The organism is Nonomuraea sp. NPDC050536 (assembly GCF_044457685.1).
Classification (GTDB): Bacteria; Actinomycetota; Actinomycetes; order Streptosporangiales; family Streptosporangiaceae; genus Nonomuraea.
This window is the reverse complement of the sequence record NZ_JBITHD010000002.1, coordinates 470939-494739: the sequence shown is the minus strand read 5'-3', so window position 1 is coordinate 494739 and position 23801 is coordinate 470939. Positions and strand designations below refer to the sequence as shown.

The following is a 23801-nucleotide window of genomic DNA, read 5'->3' as shown; positions in this document are numbered from 1 at the left end:
GAACGGCCGCCGCCGAACTCGGCGGCGAACCGTTCGAGGTCTTCACGGGCTGGTCGGTTGAACTGTCCGACCCGTGAGGAAGACGTCCTAGCCGAACAGCTTCCCGACGTCGCCCAGGATCTGCGGAGCCTCCGGCGCGCCCGAGTCGTCCTTGACATCGGTGGCGATCTGGTCGGCGGGCGGTGCCTCGACCTTGACGGTGCTGCCCCAGCCGCTGTAGCGGGAGTCGACGCTGATCGTCAGCCCCTTGGCGTCGCCCTTGGCCAGGGCGCTGGAGGGGAACGAGGTGACGAGGCGGGTCGGCAGGCCCTTGGCGTCCACCGTGAGCTTCCAGGTGATCACGCTCTTGAGCTGCTTGCCGGACTGCTTGTTCAGCAGCAGCGAGGAGGAGGCCCACGGCGAGACCTTCTTGAGGTCGCCGAAGGTGATCGTGCCCGAGTAGCCCGAGCCGCCGGCCTTGGCCCCCTTGAGCAGGGTCTTGAGGGTAGCGGGCTCCGTGATGTTCACCAGCTGGCCGGTGGGACCGAAGACGCCGCTGGGCAGCGAGATGGGGAGCTTGTACCAGGGCTGCTCCGCGGGAAGGTCCTGGCTCCAGAACGAGCCGGACACGTAGGTCTTGCGCCCCACGGTGACCACGTGCTCGGGCTTGGCGAGAGCCTTGTCCTCGTCATCGAGCATGCTGGCCGGGATGTTGAGCTTGCTGGTGATGTCGGACGCGGTCACTCCGGACTTGCCGAACTCGAAGGTTCCGTTCCGGCGCATCAGAATGGCCCGGCGAGCACCTTCGACCAGGGAGGCCCGGTCGGTGAACTTGACGCCCTTGCCCGGGACGAACTGTTGCTTCACCGCGGCAACAGGCTCCTTGGGCGCCGCCTGTGCGGGAGCGGCGGCGATGGCGGTTGCGGCCGTGGCTAACGCCAGGCCGGCGAGCATCTTCTTCATGTGAGATTCCCTCGATTTGTATGCGAGCGAGGGGATCTTGCCAATCGAAGATCACGATGGCGTCTCGAGTAGAGAAGCATTTATCGCGGTAAGTGTGAATATTTTGTGCAGGTGGGGCCCGTGGGAAAAGAATGCGGGCCCCACCTGGGTGTTACTGGTCGACGTTGCCGTCGTCGTCCGGCGGGACGATCACGATGTTGCGGTCGACGGTCGGCGGCTGGTAGCCCTTCTTGGTCAGGGCGTTGAGGTCCATGACCTCGCTCGCGTCGGGCGCCGCGATCGAGACGTCCGTGCCCCAGTCGGTGTAGCGCGTCTCGGAGGTGGCGGTCATCGTCACCTTCTTGCTCACGGGCAGCGACCACGACGAGGCCACCCGCTTGACGAGCTTGCCGGCGTCCAGCGTGATGCGCCAGGAGATGACGACCTTGGCCACCGCGCCCTTCGGCTTCCTCAGCGTCTGGCTGCGGAACATCGGAGACACCTTGTACAGGTCCCCGAACGTGATCGAGCCGCGGTACTGGTCGCCCTTGTGCTTGGCGGTCGCGAGCAGCGTCTTCAGCGTGGCGGGCTCGAAGACGTCGATCAGCTGGTCCCCGTACGCCGCGGAGTAGGGACTGCCCGGCAAGCTGGCCCAGGTCTTGTCGTCAGGCAGCAGCGTGGAGAACAGGCCGCCGTTGATGTAGAGCTTGCCGCCCGCGCCGATCATGTACAGCCGCTCGGTGAGCAGGTCGACCGCGTCGGCCGTCTCCTCGTTGGTCTTGGAGACCTTCTTCAGGTCCTTGAGCAGCGCGGCAGTCAGCACCGGAGTCCGGGTGTTCTCCACCGCGGCGACGCCCTTGGCGTCGAATCCGATACGACCCTCGCGGACGGCCCCCACGTACTCCTGCCGCCCGATCCAGGTCCGCGTCTTCTCGCTGATCTTCACCCCGTGCCCGGCGACGAACTGCTTCTTCAGCATGTCGACCGGGTTCGCCGGCTTGGCTTCGGCCATCGCGGGAGCGGCCAGGGCGGCCGCCATCGCGGAGGCCGCCACACCGGCGGCGATCCATCGCCTCATTTGTGTGAATGCCCTTCTTTATGACGTCTCGCGACATGGTGCACTAGTGAGATCACCGTCACATCACGGCACATCTGCGACCCGGTGACCTGGGCAGGTCGTGCATGGGGCTAGGCTTCACTGGCGGAAACGCCCGGCACGCACGGGATGGTGGCCCGGGCCGTCGAACATCAGTCGAACGAAACAAGGACGGACCCTCGTGGACCTGTTCGAACATCAGGCGAAGGAGCTCTTCGCGGACTACGGCATCCCGGTGCCACGCGGCATCGTCGCCGACACCGTGGAGGGGGTACGAGCGGCAGCCGGGCAGCTGACCGGCCGTGTCGTCGTCAAGGCTCAGGTGAAGACCGGTGGCCGTGGCAAGGCCGGAGGCGTGAAGGTGGCTGACGACGCCGCCGACGCCGTGGAGAAGGCCACCGCGATCCTGGGGATGGACATCAAGGGCCACACGGTCCACAAGGTGCTCGTGGAGGAGGCCAGCGCGATCGCGGAGGAGTACTACTTCTCCTTCCTGCTCGACCGCGCGAACCGCACCTTCCTCGCGATCTGCTCCGCCGCGGGCGGCATGGACATCGAGGAAGTCGCCCACAGCGCCCCCGAGAAGGTCGCCAAGGTGCCGGTCTCGGCGCTGACGGGTGTCGACCACGCCAAGGCCCGCGAGATCGCGCAGGCCGGCGGCCTGCCGGAGAAGGCGCTCGACGGCGCCGCCGACCTCATCGAGAAGCTGTGGCACTGCTTCGTCGACGAGGACGCCACGCTGGTCGAGGTCAACCCGATGATCCTGTCGGCCGACGGCCAGGTGAAGGCGCTCGACGGCAAGGTCACGCTCGACGACAACGCCTCCTTCCGCCAGAGCGACCACGGCAAGTTCGAGGACAAGGCGGCCGAGGACCCGCTCGAGGCCAAGGCCAAGGAGAAGCACCTCAACTACGTCAAGCTCGACGGCGACGTCGGCATCATCGGCAACGGCGCCGGCCTGGTCATGTCGACCCTCGACGTGGTCGCCTACGCCGGCGAGGCCTTCCCCGGCAAGCCGTCCCCCGCCAACTTCCTGGACATCGGCGGCGGCGCCAGCGCCGAGGTCATGGCCGCCGGGCTGGAGATCATCCTCTCCGACCCCGCGGTGAAGTCGATCTTCGTGAACGTCTTCGGCGGCATCACCTCCTGCGACGCGGTGGCCAACGGCATCGTCTCCGCCTTCGAACTGCTGCAGAGCCGCGGGGAGGCGGTGACCCACCCGCTGGTGGTCCGCCTCGACGGCAACAACGCTCTTCTCGGGCGGCAGATCCTGCAGGACGCCAAGCTCCCTCGCGTTGAGCTGGTTGACACGATGGACGACGCGGCCAAGCGCGCCGCCGAGCTCGCGGCTGGGGTGTGAACGACATGGCTATCTGGCTCACAGAGAACAGCAAGATCATCGTCCAGGGCATGACCGGCAGCGAGGGCACCAAGCACGCCAAGCGCATGCTCGCCTCCGGCGCCAGGGTCGTCGGCGGCGTCAACGCCCGCAAGGCCGGCACCACCCACCTCGACCTGCCCGTGTTCGGCACGGTCAAGGAGGCCATGGAGCAGACCGGCGCCGACGTGTCGGTCGTCTTCGTGCCCCCGGCCTTCACCAAGGACGCGGTCAAGGAGGCCATCGACGCCGAGATCCCGCTCTGCGTCGTGATCACCGAGGGCGTGCCGGTCCACGACTCGACCGAGTTCTGGGCCTACGCCGTGGCCAAGGGCAACAAGACCCGCATCATCGGCCCGAACTGCCCCGGCATCGCCTCTCCCGGCGCCTCCAACGCCGGCATCATCCCCGCCGACATCACCACCGCGGGCCGCATCGGCCTGGTGTCCAAGTCCGGCACGCTGACCTACCAGCTCATGTACGAGCTGCGTGACGTCGGCTTCTCCACCTGCGTCGGCATCGGCGGCGACCCGGTCATCGGCACCACGCACATCGACGCCCTGCAGGCCTTCCAGGAGGACCCCGGCACGGACGCGATCGTCATGATCGGCGAGATCGGCGGCGACGCCGAGGAGCGCGCGGCCGCCTACATCGAGCAGCACGTCACCAAGCCGGTCGTCGCCTACGTCGCCGGCTTCACCGCCCCCGAGGGCAAGACGATGGGCCACGCCGGCGCCATCGTCTCCGGCTCGGCCGGCACCGCGCAGGCCAAGAAGGAGGCCCTGGAGAAGGTCGGCGTCCGCGTCGGCAAGACCCCCTCCGAGACGGCCCGCCTCATGCGCGAGATCATGCAGTCCCGCTAGAAATCCGCATCACTTTGAAGGCCCCGCCCGGCGACTCCTCGCCGCGCGGGGCCTTCCCTTTGCACGTCCTGTACGGCAAGCCGCCCCACCGCCACCCGCCGCACTTCGGCCGGGCCCTGTCCAGGGAGACGCTCCTCCGGCGATGCGGGGCTGGGCGCCGTTACGCCGCACGGAAGCCGCCCGGGTGGTCTACAAGATCCCGTAACAGGGAGTACGGCGGGCGGCCGGTGGCGGCGGCCCGCCGTACAACGGCAAGAAACCTCTCGAAAAAGCAGAGAAATCGTTGTGCGCGGCGCGGCAGGGCTTCAAGAGAAGGAAAACTTGAGAAAATCGAACCCGTGACGGCGCTTCTCGACCAGCTGCGGACAGCCCCCAAGTCGGTCCTCAGCAAGATCCCCGGGGTCACAGGAGACGACGACGAGTCCAGGCGTCCGCTCCCGGTGTCCGGCATGCTCGCCGCGGCGGCGACGCTGGGCGTCGGGCTGGCCGCGCTGACCACGCTCACCCTGGTCGGATGGATCGCCGCGCCGAAGGGCACGCTGGGTTCCGGGCTGCCGGGGGTGTTCAGGACGGCGGCGCAGGTGTGGCTGGCCGCCCACCACGCGGGCTTCGCGATCCCCGGCGGGCGCGTAGGTTTGCTGCCGCTCGGGCTGACCGTGTTGCCCGCCGTCCTGCTCTACCGCGCGGGCCGCTGGATGGCGCGCGACGCCGACCTGCGGTTGCGGCTGCCCGCCAGGCTGCCCAAGAACAGCCCGCGAGAGAAGGCCAGCGCCAGGCGGCGCGCCCAGCTGGTGCTCGTGGTGCAGGCGGGGGTGTCGCTGGCCGCGCCGTACGCGCTGCTCGCCGGCCTGATCGCGCTCGTGGCGCGCAACGAGATCACCCAGCCGTTCATCGGCGAGGCGCTGCTGAGCCACTTCGTGCTGGCGTTCCTGGCGGGGGCGCTGGCGACCGCGCGGACGATCGGGCCGTGGGGGGCGATGCTGCGCCTGCTGCCCGAGCGGGTCCGCGCCGTGACGGTCGGCACCGCGGCGGCGACCGCGATCCTGCTGGCCGCGGGGCTGCTGCTGGTGCTGGCGGCGCTCGTGGTGAACTTCGGCCAGGTCAGGGACTTGACGAACGTGCTGTCGCCCGGGTTCGTCGGCGGGTTGCTGCTCCTGCTGGTCCAGGCGCTCTACCTGCTCAACGCGGTGGTCTGGGGATCGGCCTACATCGCGGGGCCCGGGTTCGCCGTCGGCTCCGGGACGCTGGTCGCGCCCACGGGGGTGCAGCTGGGCACCGTGCCGAGCCTGCCGATACTGGGGGCGCTGCCTGACAGCGGTTCCGTGCCCGGCTGGGTGATGGCCGTCATCGCGCTGCCGTTCCTGGCCGGAGCCGTGGCGGGCGTCATGGTGGCCCGGATCGCGCCGTCGCCGTCCTACGAGGCGGCGCCGCTGTGGGGCCTGGTCACCGGGGTGACCACCGGATTGGCCGGCGGGGTGCTCGCCGCGCTGTCCGGCGGCCCAATCGGCGCCGGGCGCCTGGCCGCCATCGGCCCGTCGCCCTGGGAGGTGGCCGTGTCGGTGGCGCTCGAGGTGGGCGTCGCCGCGGGCATCTCCGCCGGGGTCACGAACCTGCTGCTGCTCAACCGCCGCGCCCGCGCCCCGCTGGACAAGGCCGCCGCGCCGGTCCGCGCCGCCGGGGCGGCGATCGCGCGGGCCGCCAGCAAGGTGGGCCTGGCCGAGTCGGATGCCAAGCCGCTGCCCGGCCACTGGATGGACGTCACCGAAGCCGACACCCAGCCCATCCCGGTCATCCGCGACGACTGGCAGGACGAGCACGCCTCGGCCGCTTCCGTTGACACCGACACCGACCCCGAGACCCGTCCCGAACCCCGCACCCCCCGCAAGGACATCGTCGACGAATCCGACGACCGCGGCGGCCACGTCATCTACCTCGACCCATACGCCTGGGACCGCGAGTAGATCTCCCCTGGGGCGGTGATCGAGGCCTGGCGGAGTGGGGGTGCTAGGCGTGGGAGATGACGACCTTGCCGAAGGGCTGGCCGGAGGCGTAGTAGCGGTAGGCGTCCGGGGCCTCGTCGAAGGGGAAGACGCGGTCGATGACGGGGCGCAGGAGGTTGGCGGCGATGGTCTGGTTCATCTCGAGGAACTGTGCCCGGCTCCCGACGGCGATAGCCCGCACGGTCGCTCCGGAGGCGAACAGCAAGCGAGCGTCGATCGGGGCGGCGGTCTCGGAGACGAAGCCGACGAGGGCGACCTGCCCGGCGGGCCGCATGGCCTTGAGCGACTGGTCCACCTGGCCGGCCACGTCCACCACCCGGTGGGCGCCGAGGCCACCCGTCAGCCGCCGTACCTCGGCCGCCCAGTCGGGGGTGGCCCGGTAGTCGACGACCTCGTCGGCACCCAGCTTGAGCAGACGCTCCGCCTTGGCGGGACCGCTGGTGGTGGCGATCACCCGGGCGCCGCGGGCCTTGGCGAACTGCAGCGCGAACAGCGACACCCCACCCGAGCCCTGCGTCACCACGGTCTCACCGGGACGCAGGCCCTCCAGGGCGTTCCAGGCCGTGACGGCGACGCAGGGCAGCGTGGCCGCCTCCTCGTAGCTCAGGTGGTCGGGGATCGGCACGATCGCCTCCTCCTCGACCAGCGCGAGTTCGGTCAGCATGCCGTCCAGCGAGCCACCCCGCTGCGCCAGGTGTTCGACGCCGAACGGGCCGTCCTGCCAACTGGGGAAGAGCGTCGCGGTGACCCGGTCGCCCACCTTGGCCGAGGTCACGCCGGGCCCCACGGCGACGACCTCGCCCGCGCCGTCCGAGACGGGGACAACGTCGGGCTTGACCGGCAGGACGTAGGTGCCGCGGGCCACCAGCAGCTCGCGGAAGCTCAGCGAGGTGGCCTTCACCGCGACCAGCACCTGCCCGGGGCCGGGAACGGGGTCGGGGTGCTCCCTGATCGTCAGGCCTTCGATGCCGGCACCGCTGTCGAGATGGTAACTACGCACGGGATTGCTCCTAGATAGAACGTTCGGTCTATTAAGACCATATCGACCGATTGATCTACCTGTCAACGGGTGGCATGCTGGCGACCATGAGCACACCCGGACCCAGGGAACGCCTCCTGGAGGCGGCCCGCGACCTGACCTACACCCACGGCATGGGCGTCGGCGTCGACGCGCTGCTGAAGACCGCCAGCGTGGCGAGACGCTCGCTCTACGAGCACTTCGGGGGCAAGGACGGGCTGCTGGCCGAGGTGCTGCGGCGCACCACCGCCGAGGACGAGAAGTCCTACCATCGCACGATGGCCGCCGCCGGCGACGATCCACGGGCGCGCCTGCTCGCCATCTTCGACCACCTGACGGATGTCGTGTCCCGATCGGACTTCCGCGGCTGCCGCTACCTCGCCGCCGACCTCGCCCTGGCGGACCCCGACCACCCCGCCCACGCCATCACCCGCCAGTACCGCGCCGACATCCACGACCTCCTGGAGGCCGAGCTCGTCCACCTGGGCCACCCCACCCCCGCCCAGGCGGCGGACCAGCTACACCTCCTCATCGAAGGCCTCCTGGCCACAGCCGCCACCCGCCCGGGCGCCACCCCCGCCCAGTCGGCCCGCGCCCTGGCCGAACACATCATCGACGCCCGCCCCTAGCCGCATCTCCCCGTCGTTCAGCGGGTACGGCGGGCCAGGCGCAGGCCGCTGACCGCATCACCCGAACGGGCGAACAGGCACGGCATGATCGTGGACAACCACCCAGGCTTCGATCTCGCCCGTGACGGATGATCGTCGTGGCCGCTAGCGTTGACCGCATGCGGTGGACACCACTCGGCAAGGCAGCCGTCGTCGCGGCCGCGGCGATCGGGGCCATCCTGCACGCGCGACGACGACGGCGGGCCAGGACGGCCGCCCGGTTTCCCGCGCGGTCATAGCCCGCCGGTGGAGCAGCTAGACGCGGCCGCACTGGCGCAGGCCTGCGAGGCGGGGCACGCCATCCGCAGCCGCAGCGGTGACCACCTCGTGGTCGAGGCCCACCTCGTGCGCGACCTGTGCCGGCACGGCGCCGGCAAGGTCGACCCACGCGGACTGGTGATCGAGGGCGCGAGGATCAGCGGCGTACTCGATCTCAGCGGCATGGAGGTCGCCTTCCCCCTCCAGTTCACCCGGTGCGTGTTCGACCACGAGGTCGTCATGGACGGTGCGGACCTGCACCGCCTCGTGCTGACCGGCTGCACGGTGCCCGGCGTCATGGCCAACGGCCTGCGGGTCAGGCGAGATCTGGACCTGTCCGGATCGCGTATCACCGGTGACCTGTGGACCTCTGCCAGCACCTCCTGCCCCGCCGCGGTGTGGCTGTGCGAGTCGGAGATCGGCGGGCGGCTGCTGTGCGTCGACACGATCCTGGAGTCCTCCGGGCGGGCCATGCAGGCCGACCGGATGCGGGTGGGCGGCACGATCCGGCTGCTGCACGGGTTCGAGGCGCACGGTGGGGTGCGGCTGCTGGGTGTGGACGTCGCGGGCTCGCTCGACCTGACAGGAGCCCGGCTGTGCCGCCCGGATCGGGGTCAGGCCATGGACCTGGGCGACGCGAAGATCGGGGGCAGCATGTTCCTGATCGACGACCAGACGGGACGCCGCCCGCTGATCCGTGGCCGCATCGACCTGGGCAACGCCCGCATCTCCGGACAGTTCCTGATACGAAACACCACGTTCGAGCCCACGGAAGCGGTCAAGGCCGCCCTGTACGCGAGCAGGCGGGCCGGGGGAACGGCCATCAGCGCCCCGGGCCTGTTCGTCGGCGGGGACATCAGCGTGGAGGGAGAGTGCAGGATCGGCGGAGGCGTGGATCTGGCGATGGGCTCGTTCAGCACCATCGTGATCCACCGCGGATCCGAGTTCGCGGTGAGTGGCGGGCGCGCCCTCGATCTGACGAACGCCGAGCTCCGCTCCAGCCTCTTCATCGAGGAGGGGGTCGTCAGCGCGGGAACGCTGAGGCTGGCGGGAGCCCACATCAGGGGCGATCTCTCCCTCCGGGGCACCCGCTGGAGCGACCCGGAAGGCACCGCGCTGATCTCCGCGCCATCCCTCACTGTCGACGGCCAGGTGAATCTGCGGGGGATCGAGGCCACCGGCGGCACCCTGAGATTCCGCTCGGCCACGATCGGCGGCATCCTGGACGCCCGCCAAGCCATCCTGCGCAACCCCGACGGCGAAGCCATCTCCCTGCACCGGGCCACGGTGCGGGGATCACTGTCCCTCACCCATGGATTCCGGGCCCAGGGCCGGGTGGTGCTGAGCCGCTGTACCGTCGACGGGCGGCTCGACTGCGAAGGCGGCACGTTCGAGGACGCGATCGAGGCCGTCTCCGCCACGGCGCGAGGCGGCATGCGCCTGCGCTGGGCCAAGCCTCCCACGTCGGTCGATCTGACCGGCGCGGCCACCACGGTTCTCGACGACGACCCGCAGGCCTGGCCGGGGAGGACGGCTATCGCGGGATTCGCGTACGATCGCTTCGACGGCGTCTGGGACTGGCGGGCCAGGCGCGCGTGGTTACGCTCGATGCGGCCGTACGACGCCAGCGCCTACGAGCAGGCGGCCCGGGTGTACCGCCAGCACGGGCGGCCCGTGGAGGCCGAGCGGCTTCTCATGGACCAACGCCACCAGGCCAGGCGCGCGAGCACGGAAGAGCCGTCGTCACGCCGCCGCCTACGCAACGCTCGCGACCTGTTCTACGGGGTCACTGTCGGGTACGGCTACCGGCCCGGGCGCACGCTGTGGCTGCTGAGCTCGTTGCTCGCCCTGGTCGGCGTGTTGATGTTCATCCCGGCGGTTCAGCACACGCTGCGGGCCACCGATCCGCGCGGCAACGTCTACGCCGTGGACGGCCGGCTGGTCACCGTCGACGCCGTGACCTCCCCGACGGACGCCACCGCGACCGCGGCGCGGCGTGGTCCGCACCCCGGGCCGTGCGGGGACGGGCAGGTGCGCTGCTTCGATCCCGTGTTCTACACCGTGGACACGGTCGTGCCGCTCATCTCGCTCGGCCAGCGCGAGACCTGGTTTCCCGAGACGGAGACCACCGCGGGACAGGTCGTCGCCATCCTGCTCAACGTGGCCGGCCTGCTGGGCTGGATCCTGTCGACCGTCGTCGTGCTGTCCTTCGCCCGCCTCGCCCGCCCGGCGTGAAACCCCGACCCGAAGATCAGGGTTGGACGGCGCCCAGGAGCTGGAGGACGTCGTGGGGGAGTTTGCGTTCGGCGGCGGCGCGGAACTGGGTGAAGCATTCGCCCTGGGCCGTCACCGTGCCCGCGCCCTTCATGCACTCCTGGTAGGCCGAGTACTCGTCCATGAGGTAGAGCTGGAGGCCGGTGGCCAGGCCCGACAGGGTGAGCGCGAGGGCCGCGATGACGATCCCGCCGACCGCCATGCCGGTGGTACGGCCCGCGGAACGCAACAGGGGGACGGCGCGGACCCCGGCGACCAGGGCGAAGAGCGCCATGACCAGCCCGGCGAGCGGCAGCATGAACGTCATGGCCAGCGCCGCCACCGACAGCCAGATGGCACGGCGGCCCGCGGAATCCGCCGGCTGCGGGCCGGTCGGCGCGTGCACCGGTGTCGACACCTGACCTCCTCTGCGTGGCCGCGCGAGGAACAGATAACCTGGCTACCCACCCCGGCTTCCGAATTGGAGTATGCGTGTCTAAGGCTGGGCGGCTCGTCGTCCTCGTCTCCGGCTCTGGAACCAACCTACAGGCCCTGCTCGATGCTTCCGCCGATCCGAAGTTCGGGGCGAGCGTGGTGGCGGTGGGCGCCGACAGGGACGGCATCGAGGGGCTGACCCGAGCGACGAAGGCCGGTGTCCCGACATTTGTCGAAAAGCTCGGCGACCATCCCTCGCGCCAAGCCTGGGATGCCGCGATAGCGGCGAAAATCGCGGACTATGAACCCGATCTGGTGGTCTCCGCCGGGTTCATGAAGATCCTCGGCCAGCCCACGCTGGAGCGGTTCGCGGTACTCAACACCCATCCCGCGCTGCTGCCGTCGTTCCCCGGCGCGCACGGCGTGCGCGACGCGCTGGCCCACGGGGTCAAGGTCACCGGTTGCACGGTGATGCTGGCCGACGCGGGCATCGACACCGGGCCCATCGTCGCGCAGGAGGCGGTAGCCGTACTGCCGGATGACGACGAGGCGACCCTGCACGAGCGCATCAAGACCGTCGAGCGCAGCCTGCTCGTCGAGATCGTCGGCCGGATGGCCCGCGAGGGCTGGTCGGTCAGCGGACGCACGGTCCGCATCGGCAACCAACCAGAAGGGGAATCCAAGTGACTCGCATCGCCATCCGGCGCGCGCTGATCGCGGTGTACGACAAGTCGGGCCTGGAGCAGCTGGCCCGTGGACTCGAGGCGGCGGGCGTCGAGATCGTGTCGACCGGCGGTACGGCTGCCGCCATCTCGTCCTTCGGGATCCCTGTGACCAAGGTCGAGCAGCTCACGGGCTTCCCCGAGTGCCTGGACGGCCGGGTCAAGACGCTGCACCCGCGCGTGCACGCGGGCCTGCTGGCCGACCTGACCAAGCCGTCGCACGTGGCCCAGCTGGATGAGCTGGAGATCGACCCGTTCCAGCTGGTGGTGGTCAACCTCTACCCGTTCCAGGAGACGGTGGCCTCGGGGGCGTCCGACGCCGAGTGCGTCGAGCAGATCGACATCGGCGGCCCGGCGATGATCCGCGGCGCGGCCAAGAACCACAGCACCTGCGCGGTGGTGGTCGATCCGGGTCGCTACGGCGACGTGCTGGACGCGGTCGCCGAGGGCGGCTTCACGCTGGAGGACCGCAAGCACCTGGCGGGCGTCGCCTACGCGCACACCGCGGCCTACGACGTGGCGGTGGCCAACTGGTTCTCCGAGAAGTACACCGGGGACGAGTCGTTCCTGGGCGCCGCCCGCACCCGCAAGGCCGTCCTGCGCTACGGCGAGAACCCGCACCAGAGCGCCGCGCTGTACACCGACGGCAGGGGCGGCCTGGCCGAGGCCGAGCAGCTGCACGGCAAGGAGATGTCCTACAACAACTACCTCGACTCCGACGCGGCCTGGCGGGCCGCGTGGGACTTCGAGCAGCCGTGCGTGGCGATCATCAAGCACCAGAACCCGTGCGGCATCGCGGTGGGCGCCGACGTGGCCGAGGCCCACCGCAAGGCGCACGCCTGCGACCCGGTCTCCGCCTACGGCGGGGTGATCGCGGTCAACGCCGAGGTGACGCCGGAGCTGGCCGCCCAGATCGCCGAAGTGTTCACCGAGGTCGTCATCGCCCCCTCCTACAGCGAGGGAGCGCTCGAGAAGCTGACGGCCAAGAAGAACCTGCGTCTGCTGGTGTGCCCGACGCCGCCGCGCGACCCGTCCGAGTTCCGCCGCATCGACGGCGGGCTGCTGGTGCAGCAGGTCGACCGCGTCGACGCGCCCGGCGACGCGCCCGCCGGCTGGGAGCTCAAGGCCGGGCCCGCCGCCTCGCCGGAGCTGCTGGCGGACCTGGAGTTCGCCTGGCGGGCGTCCAGGTCGGTGAAGTCCAACGCGATCCTGCTGGCCAGCGACGGCGCGACCGTGGGCGTCGGGATGGGCCAGGTCAACCGGGTCGACTCCTGCCGCCTCGCGGTCACACGGGCGGGAGAGCGGGCCGCGGGCTCAGTGGCGGCGTCCGATGCGTTCTTCCCGTTCGCCGACGGGCCGCAGGTCCTCATCGAGGCGGGAGTGAAGGCCATCGTGGAGCCGGGCGGCTCGATCCGCGACCAGGAGACGATCGAGGCGGCCGAGAAGGCCGGCGTGACCCTGTACTTTACGGGGACGCGTCATTTCTTCCACTAGGAGATCGTCTTGCTCGACCTGATCCTGCGCGCTTTCCTGACCGTGAACGGCCTGGCCATGCAGCCGGTGATGCTGGTGGTGCTGGCCCTGCTCGGCGCCTTCATGGGCGCCAAGGCGGTCGAGAAGATCCCGTTCACGCGCAGGATCATCGAGCGCCGCGAGGCTCAGGAGTGATCCCAGGCCAGCTTGGCCGCACCGGCCAGGCTGGCCTGCACGCCCAGCGTGCTCCGGTGCACCCGCACCGCCCGCACGAACGCCAGCCCGCCGATCTCGTCGAGCGCCTTGGCCAGCGGGTCGAAGAGCACGGGCCCCGCCGCTGACACGCCACCGCCGATGACCACGTCCGTCACCTCGGTGGCCGCCGCCGTGGAGGCGATCATCGCGGCCAGCGCCCTGGTGCCGCGCTCGAACGCGGCCACCGCGACCTCGTGCCCCGCCTCGGCGTCCTCGGCCAGGGTCCTGGCGTCGGGGGTGCCTGCGGGCCGCCAGCCGTTCTCCAGCGCCCAGCGGGCCAGGTTCGGGCCGCTGGCGTAGCGCTCGACGCAGCCCCGGCCGCCGCACTCGCACGTCTCGCCGTACGGGTCCACGCACATGTGGCCGACGTGGCCCGCGTTGCCGTTGGGGCCGAGCAGCGGCACCCCGTCGAACACCAGGCCGCCGCCGATGCCGGTGGAGACCACGATTCCGAGCAGCGCCGCGCTGCCGCGCCCCGCGCCCAGCCAGTGCTCGCCCAGCGCGAAGACCTGGGCGTCGCCGGCCAGCACGGTCGGCAGCCCGGTCAGCTCGCGCACCCGGTCACGCAGCGGGAAGCCGCGCCAGCTCGGCATGTTCACCGGGCTGACCGTGCCGAGCGCCAGGTCCAGGGGCCCGGCGCAGCCGATCCCCACGGCCACGGGCGCAGGGCCGTCGGCGGTCACCTCGGCGATCAGCCCGGCCAGGATGTCGATGACGTCCTGCGGGGGAGTGGGCCGCGTGCCCGAGCGCAGTACGGAACCCGAGCCGTCCACCAGCGCGGCGGCCAGCTTGGTCCCTCCGATGTCGATGGCAAGTACGCAGTTCATCAGTGTTTGTGGTGGTTGTCGGGTTGGCGGGGGTCACCGGGATGCTCAAGCCCGGGCACGAGCTCCAGCTTCTCGGCGCGCAGCCGGTCCAGCCACTGTGCGAAGGCCCGCCTGCGCGCGGGCCCGACCAGGTCGGGCGCCTCGGGTCGCGGGGCGGGCGCGGGCTCGGCGGTCGCGACGTGCCAGCCGAGGGCGTCCTGCACAGGCCCGGCGAGCTCGCCGTACGGCTGGCGGCGCAGCTCGCCGGCGATCGCGGAGGGCAGCGAGCCGAGCTCGATCGCGCCCAGGGGTTCGAGATCCCGTACGGTCGCCCGCCCGGCAGCCGCCGAGTCGGCGAACATCCGGTGCCGGACGAGGAATCGGGTAGCCGCCGGAGGCGGGGGAGCGGGCCGCCATCCGGACGGGACCTCGACGGAGGCCGTGACGTGCTCGTACACGGCCCGCACCCAGGGACTCCCGTTGTAGGCCGCGGCGTTGATGGAGCCCAGCTCGACCGCGGCGACCCGGTCGAGCGGCCTTCCCTCCACGGGCGCCAGCCCCAGCGCCACCGCCTCGGCGGCGCACAGCTCCTCGGTCAGGATGACCTGGGTCATCCATCGATGCATCTGCCGATCCTCCGAGCTGCCCGGCGCGGGGAGCGCGGCCCGCAGCGGCCCGTCCCGCAGCTCGCGGACGCGGCGGTCGAGCAGTTCCCTGGACACCGGGCGACCGCCCACGAGCCCGATCATCGCGCCACCTCCAGGCGTACCGCGGGGGAGTACTGGCAGCGGCCGAACCACATCACCTTCGCCAGCGCCCACGCGTGACCTGGGGTGGCGTCCGGTGGCACCTCGACGGGGAACTCCACGTCGGCCGTCTCCCCGGGAGCCAGGGTGAAGCCCCGGATGACCTCGGGGAGCAGCTCCCACGTTCCCCAGGGAGAGGCCAGCTGGGCCTCGCCGCGGATCTCGTCGGCGGTGGTGTTGGCCAGCCGTACCACGACCGCGGAACGGTCACCGGGACGCAGGGACAGCGAGTCCGAGACCGCGGACACCGTGAGGCCCGTGGGCCGTCCCTCGGTGGCGGTGGTGCCGTTGTAGCCCTCGTCCTCGGGGCGGCCGGGCACGGGCAGCTCGGGCGCCTCGCCCAGGGGGACGGTCGCCACGTCCTCGACGACCTGGTCGCCCACCCGGACCGAGGCCGACACGAAGTGCAGGCCCTGACCTGGAGCGGGCGTCACGGTGACAGGGAAGCGCAGGTGGCCGCCCGCCTCGACGCGGAAGGCGCGATTTCCCGGCGTGGCCGTCCACCCGCCGGGGACCCGCAGGTCCACCACGCCCTCGAAGTCCTGGACAGAGGTGACCACGACCTCGAACTCGGCGGGACCGTCCACGACCAGCCCCGGCGTGATGGCCACCGACACCGGCAGGTAGCCGAGCGGCGCCGGGCCCTTGTTGTGCAGCCAGTAGCGGCTGTAGACGGGCTGCGCGATCTCGGCGGTGGCCCCGAGCTCGGGACCCGAGGGGGTCGCGGCGGGGGCGACGAACGTGGCCACCTCCGACCCGGCCAGATCCAGCGAGACGACCGGCTCGCCGGGCACCTCGAGCAGGTCGGCGTGGCGCAGGCCGTCGACTGCCAGCAGCGCGGACTCCAGCGCCGCCCGGGACCCGAGCCCGGTCGACTCCACGAGCCGGACAGTGACGCCGTCGCCGGGCTCGGAAGCACCGTGCGCCAGCGGGTTGCCCGCCGCCTTGAGCGTGCCGAGCAGCACGTCGCGGGCCGGTTCCAGGCGCAGCAGCGAGTGCGTCCGCGGCAACGACCCGCCGCGCCCATCCACGGTCCTGGGCAGCAGCGGCGTGGTGAACTCCTGCCCGGCCGCGGGCAGCCGCACCGCCCGCCAGTCGCCCTGCCCGCCGGCCAGCGCGTAGGAGAACTCGTGCGTCCAGTGCTGCAGCTGGAACCCCGACCCGTCGGGCGTGGTGCGCTTCGGCGGATCCAGCCAGACCCCCGATGGCCAGCCGGTGCACGACCGCATCAGCGACAGGTGCAGCGCCCCCGACGGATCGACCGCGAAGCCGGGCAGCCCGTAGGCCAGCAGCGCCACGGTCCGATCCTCCAGCGACTCGGAGCCCACCGGGCACACCGCCGAGATCACCGCGTCGGCCAGGTCCTCGACCAGCTCGGAGACGGGCCCCGCGACGATCAGGGCGGGCAGCGTCCGCACGTCGCGCAGGTCCGCGCTCGGCTGCCACACCTCGGCCAGCGGCCGGTCGGCGGGCACCCAGACCCGGGCCGCGCCCGACTTCAGCGCGTCCAGGTAGGCGGGCTCGCTGCGCGAGAGCACCTCAGCGGCCAGCGGGTTCACGTCGGGGCCGCCCAGGATGATCCGCACGTCAGGCAGGTTCGAGTCGACGTCCAGCCAGCCGTACCGCGAGCCGGCGGCCGTCGAGGTGGTCGCCGTCACGCCCGCCCTGGCCAGTGCCACCACCAGGTTGCGGGCGCCGGCCGCGTCCTGGGAGGAAGGGACGACGATCTCGGCCACGCCCAGCGCCCGCGCGCCCGCCTCGCCCAGGTCCACCCGCGCCGTGGCCGACAGCCCGAACCAGGTGTTGGCCGGGTTGTCCAGCGTCCACGGGTGCTCGGCGGAGTCGGTGTCCGGCAGCGCGAACCCGCGCCCGACGACGGCGCCCGCCACGTCCGACACCGGCAGCGCCCCGGCCACCCGGGCGGGGAACCGCACCCGCAGCAGCCGGTCCTGACCCGTGTAGTCGACCACCCGGGTGGTGAAGTCCACCCGGTCCGACCCCGCCCACAGCGTGATGATCTGCTCGTAGTCGAGCTCGCCCACCGACCCGCTGATCACCAGCCGCTGCCCGACAGGGCTCTCATAGGCCCGTACGGCTACCGCCGCCACGTCACCCGAGCCGACGGTCTCGCCGGTAGGCATGAGATGCCACGGCCCCTCGCCCATGTCCGGATGCGCCGGGTACTCCGCGTAGAGGCGCAGCTCGTTGCCGAGCCCGGTGAGCACCTCCGTGCCGGAGGCCAGGTCGTGGACGGACTCCAGGGCGCCGCCCCGGGTGGGATCGGCGGTCACGCGCCAGCGCTCGTTCTCGATCCGTGTCCCGTCCAACGCGGACCACGAGGGCGCCGCTCCCTCGACCACCCGGTAGGTGCGCCAGCCCAGCGAGGGCACGTCGCGGGCCACGAACACCAGCGTCCCGTCCTCGTCCACGGCCGGGATCTCCACGCCCGCCGGATCGGCGACCCGCTGCCCGGGCGCCAGCCGTACCCGGACCAGGCCGTCGCGGTCGAAGGGGAGCGTGTTGGTGACCACCACGCTGCGGCCGTTCACCGCCACCTGGCCGGTCAGCGCGTCGAGCGCGCGGTCGCGGGCGTCGGCGGCCAGGTCGTGGGCCTCGCGCCAGCCGGTCAGCAGGTCGAGGTAGACCTGGTCGGACTCCGAGCCGGTGATCGCGTCGTGGTGCGCGCCGTAGGCCAGCTGCCGCCAGACCTTGTCCAGCGCGGTGTGCGGATACCGGCCCAGGCCCAGGAGCTGGGCGAACGTCGACAGCCGCTCGGCGTCCAGCGCGGCGACCTCGGCGGCGCGCTGTGCCTGCTTGGTGTCGATGTAGGAGACGTCCTTGCCGGTGTAGATGGGGTTCATGTCCCGCGACTGCGGGCTGAAGTCCGAGACCTCGGACCTGACGGCATCGAGGAAGTCCCTGGTCGTGGCACACACGAACCGGGGCCAGACGTAGCGGGCGGCCCACGTCCGGTGGAGGTCGGTGACCCACTTGTTGGGCGGCGTGTAGTCGGTGCCGACGGGCAGCAGGATGTTCTTCGAGGCCGCCACCGGCTTCAGCGACCGGTACAGGTCGTAGACCGCCTGCGAGGCCTCCTCCAGCGTGGGCGAGGAGTCCATCCACCACCCGGCCGAGTAGTGCGCGGGCATGTAGTGCGTGAGCACGCCCAGCCCCGACGGCGAGATCCACTCGAACTCGCTGGGGAACTGCATGAGGGAGGCGTCGTTCTTGGCCTCCTTGAAGTTCTTGTTGATCGGGCCCCACTGGTGGAACGGCCCGCGGGCCCAGGCGCTGCCGGTCAGCCCGGCCGCCGCCAGGTAGCCGGGGAACTGCGGGTCGTGCCCGAAGACGTCCAGCTGCCAGGCGGTGCGCGGGTCGCCGCCGAGGATGTCGCGCTGGTAGCCGATGCCGTAGACGATGTTGCGGATCGTGGTCTCGGCGCCGGTCAGGTTCGTGTTCGGTTCGTTGTAGGTGCCGCCGATCAGTTCCACCCTGCCCTCCGCCAGCAGGCGGCGCAGGTCCGCGCGGCGCTCGGGGTGGGTGTCGAAGAACGGCTTGAGGTAGTCGATCTCGGCCAGCACGAACCGGTAGTCGGGGTCGCGCAGCGCCAGCTCCAGGTGCGCCTCCACGAGGGCGAACGCGTTGCGCTCCCACAGCGGCCTGGTCGTGGAGTCGCTGGAGAGGAACTCCCACGGGCTGGTGTAGGCCGCCTGGGTGTTCCACCAGACCGGGTCGTAGTGGAAGTGGGAGACCATGTGCATCGTCCAGCCCGGCTCCTCGGCCGTGACCTCGACGGCCAGTTCCTCCTCGCCCAGCACGACCACACAGGGGATCACGGTGCCCGGCGGCGCGTCGATGTCCAGCGGGACCTCGACGACCCCCTCGGCGGCGGTGACCGGTGCGGCCTGCCGTACCCCTCTGACCTGGAGGGGAAGCTCCTCGCCCGCGGCGACCGTCACTTTCAGTACCTGGTACGGCCGAGCTTCCGTGCCCACGAACAGGTCGGTCGACTCCGCTGACAACAGGCGAGCAGGCAAGGGAACTCCTCGAAATGTCGCGTTGCTGGCGAGCGTCACCCTATGTCGGCGAACCGTCCTATGACAACGATGTCAATCGATGGCCGCCATAGGTGGGAGGCCGGTGCCGGGCGTCGTTGATCTCGTGGAAGTATTGGGTCCCATGACCGCTGCGAAGCTGGACGGCAAGGCCACCGCCGCCAAGATCAAGGCCGACCTCACTGCCCGCGTCGCCGCGCTCAAGGCGCGCGGCATCACCCCCGGCCTGGGCACCGTTCTCGTCGGTGACGACCCGGGCAGCCAGATCTACGTGGCGGGCAAGCACCGCGACTGCGCCGAGGTGGGCATCGCCTCGATCCGCGTCGACCTGCCGGAGACCGCCACCCAGGCCGAGGTCGAGGCCGCGCTCGACGAGCTCAACGCCTCGCCCGAGTGCACCGGCTACATCGTCCAGCTCCCGCTGCCCAAGCACCTGGACACGATGGCGCTGCTGGAGAAGATCGACCCGGCCAAGGACGCCGACGGCCTCCACCCGGTCAACCTGGGTCGCCTGGTGCACATGGTCGACGCGCCGCTGCCCTGCACGCCGCACGGCATCGTGCTGCTCCTGCAGGAGTACGGCGTGCAGATCAAGGGCGCCGAGGTGGCCGTGGTCGGCCGCGGCATCACGGTCGGCCGCTCGCTCGGCCTGCTGCTGACCCGCCGGTCGGAGAACGCCACGGTCACCCTCTGCCACACCGGCACCCAGGACCTGGCCGCCCACGTGCGCCACGCCGACATCGTGGTCGCGGCGGCGGGCGTGCCCGGGCTCATCACCAAGGACATGGTCAAGCCCGGTGCCGCGGTGCTCGACGTGGGCGTCTCCCGCGTGGACGGCAAGATCGCCGGTGACGTGGCCCTCGACGTGGCCGAGGTGGCCGGCTTCCTCACGCCGAACCCCGGCGGCGTCGGCCCGATGACCCGGGCCCTGCTACTGGCCAACGTGGTCGAGGCCGCCGAGAAGCGCCTCTAGACGTAGCGCTGGAACGCCCAGGGGTCGTGTGCCGAGAACACCTCGACCTCGTCCCCGTGCTCGCGCAGTAGCTCGCGCAGGCGGGCCTGCTGGCCCATGTTCAGGGGCCGGTGGATCGTGGCGATCTCCTCGAGAGCGTTCCACAGCGGGATCTCCCAGCGTGCCTCCGGGTCGATCTGGCCGTGGTAGTAGAAGGCGTCGCCGGCGTGGAGTAGCCACTTCTCGCCGTCCTTCACGGCCACCGCGCAGTGCCCCTCGGTGTGCCCGGGCAGCGGGACGAGCAGGATGTCCGAGGGCAGTCCTTCCAGCTCCAGGGCGTCGAAGCCGAACCACGACAGGCCCTTGCGCGTCTCGTAGGTGACCCAGTGCGGCCGGTGTTCCCAGTGCGCGGGCCGGTAGCGCAGCGCGTGCTCCGGGTGCGTGCTGGTGGCGGCCATCGCGGCCCGGTATTCGGCGTCGTGCAGGTGGACCTTGGCCTCGGGGAAGTCGGGCAGGCCGCCGGAGTGGTCGAGGTCCAGGTGGGTCAGCACGATGTGGCGCACGTCCTCGGCCGCGAAGCCGAGCCTGGCCAGCTGCCGCACGCCGGTCTCGGCGGGATCGAGCACGGCCTGGGTCCTGTCGAGGAACGTCTGCCCGAGCGCCTCCACGGGCCGCTCCACGTCCACGGTGCCGAACCCGGTCTCGACGAGCACGAGCCCGTCGGAGTCCGTCTCGACGAGCAGGCAGTGGTTGAGGGCGGACGCGGGGGCGAGGCCGTCGTGCTCGGGGTCGATCTCGCGCATGGTGCCGAAGTTGAGGTGATGGACCTTCATGACGGGCTCCTTAATAATGGACCGGTCTACATATTTTGTGGACGTGAAAAAGCTAGAGGAGGGTGGCGATCACCCGCCCCGCGCGCTCGAGCGGCTCCCTGCTGCGGTGGGTCCTGGCCAGCAGGATCGCCCCCTCGATCAACGCGAGCACGGCGGTGGCCAGGTCGTCGGAGCCGATGCGGTCACGCAGGGCTCGCTCCCACGCGGTATAGGCGGCCGAGCAGGCCTGCCGTACCTCGTCGTTGTTGCCCGACACATCGAGGGCGACCGTGGCGATCGGGCAGCCCTTCTGCCAATCCGACTGCTCCAGCCGGTCGCCTAGCAGCCCCAGCGTCCGCTGCACCAGCTCGCGCGGGGTCTCGGCGTCCAGCTCCTTGATGGCGGCGGTGATCGCGTCGGCGGCGCGGGTCAGGGACTCCACGACCATCTCGTCCTTGCCGCCGCGGAAGTGGAAGTAGACCGAGCCGCGTGGCGCGCCGCTGGCTGCGATGATCTGGTTGAGCCCGGCGGCGAAGTAGCCGCCCGACTCGATCAGGTCCTGCGTCGCGTCGAGCAGCCGTGCCCGGGTCTCCTGCCCCTTCTGTCCCATGCATGAATAATAGACCGGTCTTCATATTCACTGTCAAGTGCGGAGGCCGATCAGCGTCCGCGGTAGCGGTCGGTGGCCGCGCGGGTGGCGCGGATGGCGGCCTCGGCCGTGTCGTAGGTGCGCTGGGCCAGGCCGACGAAAATGCAGTCCACGATCAGCAGCTGGCTGATCCGGCTGGCCAGCGCCCCCGGGCGGAAGGCCGTCTCGCGCCCGGCGGAGACCAGCGTGTGGTGGGCCAGCTCGGCCAGCGACGAGCGCGGGTTGTTGGTGATCGCCATCAGCATCGCGCCCGCCTCCTTCGCGGTGCGGGCGGGTACCAGCACGTCGGGCGTCTCGCCGCTGGTGCTGATCGCCACCACTACGTCGCCTGACTGCAGCAGGGCCGCGCTGGTCAGCGCCAGGTGCGCGTCGCTGAAGGGGTGGCTGGACAGCCCGATGCGCAGCAGCTTCTGCGACATGTCGGCGGCCACCAGTCCCGAGGCGGCCACGCCGTACACGTCGACCCTGCGGGCCTCGGCGATGGCGGAGACCACCTCGCCCAGTTGCACGGGGTCGAGCTGGGCGGAGGTGTCGGCGAGCGCGTCCGACTCGGCGCGCGCCACCTTGGCGATCACGTCGGTGAGCGGGTCGTCAGGCCCGAGGTCGCCGGGTACGAGCCGCTCCGGCTCCTTGGCCACCGCCGCAGCCAGCGCGAAGCGCATCTGCGAGTAGCCGCCGAAGCCCAGCGCCCTGGCCGTGCGCACGATCGTCGCCTCGCTCGTGCCCGACACCGCGCTGAACTCGGTGATCGTGCTCCGCACGACCAGCCTGGGGTCGTCCAGGATGATCCGTGCGATGGCCTGCGCCGCGGGCGTGAGTGACGGCAGTACGGCACGCACCGCGGCGACCGGGTTCGCCGGTTCGTTCGTCATCGGGTCAGCCATTCGGCCGCCGCCCGCGCGGCCACCCGGGAGATGCCGTGCGTGGCGATGTGGATCCCGCCCGCCGGCTCGTCCGGGATGCCGGTGTCGACCACGATCACGTCCGGGCGGGCGGCGACGGCCTGGGCCACCCTTTCCCGCACCCAGTCGTGCCGCGCTGCGTCATGCACGACGAGCACCACGGGCCGCTCGTCGAAGGGCGGCAGCTCGTCGCCGGCTGTGAGCTGGACGCGAGCCGTGCCGGGCAGCACCGCGGTGAGCGCGGAGGTGATGCCGGTGGGCGTGGCCGGGTCGACCGCCCGGTTGAAGCGCGTGTTGACCTCGATCACCAGCGGCGCCCGCTCGAGCCTGCCCGCGCCTGTCACGGTCAGCGCCCTGGCCGCCGCCTCCAGCCCGGCCTCGGCGTCGAGGTCGGCGACCGCCTGCTCGCGCAGGTCGGACTGCTTGCCGTACCACTCCGACAGGGACAGAACGCGCGCGGCCGCCTCGGCCAGGCGCTCCTCCGGCAGCGTGCCGGCGCGGACCGCGGCGACGATCGCCTCGCACACCTCGCGCACGAGCCGCTCGGAGGCGCTGCCCATGCAGATCGCGTCGACCCCGGCGGCCAGCGCCCGGACGGCGATCTCGCCGGGGGAGAACAGCGCGGCCACCGCCCGCATCTCGATCGCGTCCGTGACGAGCATCCCGTCGAATCCGAGCTCGCCCCTGAGCAGCTCGGTCAGCACGGTACGGCTGAGCGTCGCGGGCACCTCGGGATCCAGCGCCGGCACCAGCAGGTGACCCGTCATGACCGCGCGCACCCCCGCCCGGACGGCGGCGCGGAACGGCGGCAGGTCGCGCTGGAAGAGCACCTCGCGGGCGGCGTGCACGGTGGGCAGGCTCAGGTGCGAGTCGGTGATCGTGTCGCCGTGGCCGGGGAAGTGCTTGGCGCAGGCCGCGACGCCGGCGCCCTGCACACCGTTGACGTAGGCGACCGTGTGCCGGGAGGCCAGGTCGACGGTCGGACCGAAGGAGCGCACCCCGATGACCGGGTTGGCGGGATTGGAGTTGACGTCGGCGGAGGGCGCGTAGTTGAGCGTGATGTCCGCCTCGGCGAGCATCCGGCCGATCTGGCGTCCCACGCGCTCGGTCAGCGCCACGTCGTCGACGACGCCCAGCGCCCGGTTGCCGGGGAAGGAGCTGCCGGTGAAGACCTCGAGGCGGGTGACCGCACCGCCCTCCTCGTCGATCGCGACGACCACGCCGGGGTTCTCGGCGCGCAACTGGTCGACGACCTGCCTGCTCGGATCGTTGCGCGCGAACAGGACCGTGCCGCCCAGGCCCTCGCCCAGCAGCCTGCGCAGCCAGTCGGGAACGGACGTCTCCTCGTAGCCGGGCTGGAGCACTGTCAGAGCGAGTCGGTACAGGTCATCAGGCATGCGGCATTTTCCTTCACATTTATTGATCTGAAGGTAATTTTCTGTCATCGTCGCCCTCGACACAACCGCTTCCCGGGAGGCA

The 23801-nt window shown here is 71.2% G+C and carries 20 protein-coding genes; 9 read left to right on the top strand and 11 right to left on the bottom strand.

Going from position 1 to position 23801, the window contains the following annotated elements:
* Positions 1-87: 87 nt before the first annotated feature.
* Positions 88-942 carry a hypothetical protein gene (locus ACIBHX_RS09255; RefSeq protein WP_397065789.1) on the bottom strand — a complete coding sequence of 285 codons (855 nt, stop codon included), beginning with the start codon at positions 940-942 and terminating at the stop codon, positions 88-90.
* Between the two features lie 151 nt (positions 943-1093).
* On the bottom strand, positions 1094-1999 hold the full coding sequence (locus ACIBHX_RS09250) for a hypothetical protein (protein ID WP_397065787.1): 906 nt from the start codon (positions 1997-1999) through the stop codon (positions 1094-1096).
* Between the two features lie 199 nt (positions 2000-2198).
* On the opposite strand from ACIBHX_RS09250, the gene sucC reads away from it, so the two are divergent.
* The 3 genes from sucC to ACIBHX_RS09235 all read left to right on the top strand — a co-directional run bounded on the left by sucC (position 2199) and on the right by ACIBHX_RS09235 (position 6219).
* Positions 2199-3377 (top strand): ADP-forming succinate--CoA ligase subunit beta, encoded by a 1179-nt coding sequence (gene sucC / locus ACIBHX_RS09245; RefSeq protein ID WP_397065785.1) that lies wholly within the window; start codon positions 2199-2201, stop codon positions 3375-3377.
* 5 nt (positions 3378-3382) lie between these two features.
* Entirely contained in the window at positions 3383-4258 is an 876-nt protein-coding gene (gene sucD / locus ACIBHX_RS09240) for a succinate--CoA ligase subunit alpha (RefSeq protein WP_397065783.1), read from the top strand.
* Positions 4259-4596: 338 nt separating this feature from the next.
* Entirely contained in the window at positions 4597-6219 is a 1623-nt protein-coding gene (locus ACIBHX_RS09235; protein WP_397065781.1) for a DUF6350 family protein, read from the top strand.
* A 43-nt stretch (positions 6220-6262) separates the two neighbouring features.
* Here ACIBHX_RS09235 and ACIBHX_RS09230 read toward each other — a convergent pair whose 3' ends face one another.
* On the bottom strand, positions 6263-7258 hold the full coding sequence (locus tag ACIBHX_RS09230; protein WP_397065779.1) for an NAD(P)-dependent alcohol dehydrogenase: 996 nt from the start codon (positions 7256-7258) through the stop codon (positions 6263-6265).
* Between the two features lie 86 nt (positions 7259-7344).
* On the opposite strand from ACIBHX_RS09230, the gene ACIBHX_RS09225 reads away from it, so the two are divergent.
* Positions 7345-7905 (top strand): TetR/AcrR family transcriptional regulator, encoded by a 561-nt coding sequence (locus tag ACIBHX_RS09225; RefSeq protein WP_397065777.1) that lies wholly within the window; start codon positions 7345-7347, stop codon positions 7903-7905.
* A 285-nt stretch (positions 7906-8190) separates the two neighbouring features.
* Positions 8191-10437, top strand: a complete 2247-nt coding sequence (locus ACIBHX_RS09220; RefSeq protein ID WP_397065775.1) for a hypothetical protein — start codon at positions 8191-8193, stop codon at positions 10435-10437.
* 16 nt (positions 10438-10453) lie between these two features.
* Here ACIBHX_RS09220 and ACIBHX_RS09215 read toward each other — a convergent pair whose 3' ends face one another.
* Positions 10454-10873 carry a hypothetical protein gene (locus ACIBHX_RS09215; RefSeq protein WP_397065773.1) on the bottom strand — a complete coding sequence of 140 codons (420 nt, stop codon included), beginning with the start codon at positions 10871-10873 and terminating at the stop codon, positions 10454-10456.
* A gap of 74 nt (positions 10874-10947) precedes the next feature.
* On the opposite strand from ACIBHX_RS09215, the gene purN reads away from it, so the two are divergent.
* Genes purN through ACIBHX_RS09200 form a run of 3 tightly spaced genes read left to right on the top strand, consistent with a single transcriptional unit; the run spans position 10948 to position 13280 of the window.
* Complete coding sequence (gene purN, locus ACIBHX_RS09210) at positions 10948-11577, top strand: phosphoribosylglycinamide formyltransferase (RefSeq protein ID WP_397065772.1); 630 nt, start codon at positions 10948-10950, stop codon at positions 11575-11577.
* Complete coding sequence (purH, locus tag ACIBHX_RS09205) at positions 11574-13106, top strand: bifunctional phosphoribosylaminoimidazolecarboxamide formyltransferase/IMP cyclohydrolase (RefSeq protein ID WP_397065771.1); 1533 nt, start codon at positions 11574-11576, stop codon at positions 13104-13106. Before purN ends, purH begins: the two co-directional genes overlap by 4 nt.
* Positions 13107-13115: 9 nt before the next feature.
* Positions 13116-13280: a hypothetical protein gene (locus ACIBHX_RS09200; protein ID WP_397065769.1), complete on the top strand. Its 165-nt coding sequence runs from the start codon at positions 13116-13118 to the stop codon at positions 13278-13280.
* Here the strand turns inward: ACIBHX_RS09200 and ACIBHX_RS09195 are convergent.
* From ACIBHX_RS09195 to ACIBHX_RS09185, 3 genes are read right to left on the bottom strand one after another with little or no spacing between them, the layout of a single operon-like run.
* Complete coding sequence (locus tag ACIBHX_RS09195) at positions 13271-14167, bottom strand: ROK family protein (protein WP_397065767.1); 897 nt, start codon at positions 14165-14167, stop codon at positions 13271-13273. The genes ACIBHX_RS09200 and ACIBHX_RS09195 overlap by 10 nt on opposite strands.
* Entirely contained in the window at positions 14167-14895 is a 729-nt protein-coding gene (locus tag ACIBHX_RS09190) for a hypothetical protein (RefSeq protein ID WP_397065765.1), read from the bottom strand. Before ACIBHX_RS09190 ends, ACIBHX_RS09195 begins: the two co-directional genes overlap by 1 nt.
* Positions 14892-18989 carry a glycoside hydrolase family 38 C-terminal domain-containing protein gene (locus ACIBHX_RS09185; RefSeq protein ID WP_397065763.1) on the bottom strand — a complete coding sequence of 1366 codons (4098 nt, stop codon included), beginning with the start codon at positions 18987-18989 and terminating at the stop codon, positions 14892-14894. Before ACIBHX_RS09185 ends, ACIBHX_RS09190 begins: the two co-directional genes overlap by 4 nt.
* A 142-nt stretch (positions 18990-19131) precedes the next feature.
* Here ACIBHX_RS09185 and ACIBHX_RS09180 point away from each other — a divergent pair, with 142 nt between their 5' ends.
* Positions 19132-19980: a bifunctional methylenetetrahydrofolate dehydrogenase/methenyltetrahydrofolate cyclohydrolase gene (locus ACIBHX_RS09180; RefSeq protein WP_397065761.1), complete on the top strand. Its 849-nt coding sequence runs from the start codon at positions 19132-19134 to the stop codon at positions 19978-19980.
* Here the strand turns inward: ACIBHX_RS09180 and ACIBHX_RS09175 are convergent.
* The 4 genes from ACIBHX_RS09175 to ACIBHX_RS09160 are packed head-to-tail and all read right to left on the bottom strand — an operon-like array spanning position 19977 to position 23719.
* Positions 19977-20792 carry an MBL fold metallo-hydrolase gene (locus ACIBHX_RS09175; RefSeq protein WP_397065759.1) on the bottom strand — a complete coding sequence of 272 codons (816 nt, stop codon included), beginning with the start codon at positions 20790-20792 and terminating at the stop codon, positions 19977-19979. The two genes, ACIBHX_RS09180 and ACIBHX_RS09175, sit on opposite strands and share 4 nt — an antisense overlap.
* A gap of 52 nt (positions 20793-20844) precedes the next feature.
* On the bottom strand, positions 20845-21381 hold the full coding sequence (locus tag ACIBHX_RS09170) for a TetR/AcrR family transcriptional regulator (protein WP_397065757.1): 537 nt from the start codon (positions 21379-21381) through the stop codon (positions 20845-20847).
* A 50-nt stretch (positions 21382-21431) separates the two neighbouring features.
* Positions 21432-22292: a MurR/RpiR family transcriptional regulator gene (locus ACIBHX_RS09165; RefSeq protein WP_397065755.1), complete on the bottom strand. Its 861-nt coding sequence runs from the start codon at positions 22290-22292 to the stop codon at positions 21432-21434.
* On the bottom strand, positions 22289-23719 hold the full coding sequence (locus ACIBHX_RS09160; protein WP_397065753.1) for a glycoside hydrolase family 3 protein: 1431 nt from the start codon (positions 23717-23719) through the stop codon (positions 22289-22291). The genes ACIBHX_RS09165 and ACIBHX_RS09160 overlap by 4 nt, the downstream gene beginning before the upstream one ends.
* Between the last annotated feature and the right edge of the window lie 82 nt (positions 23720-23801).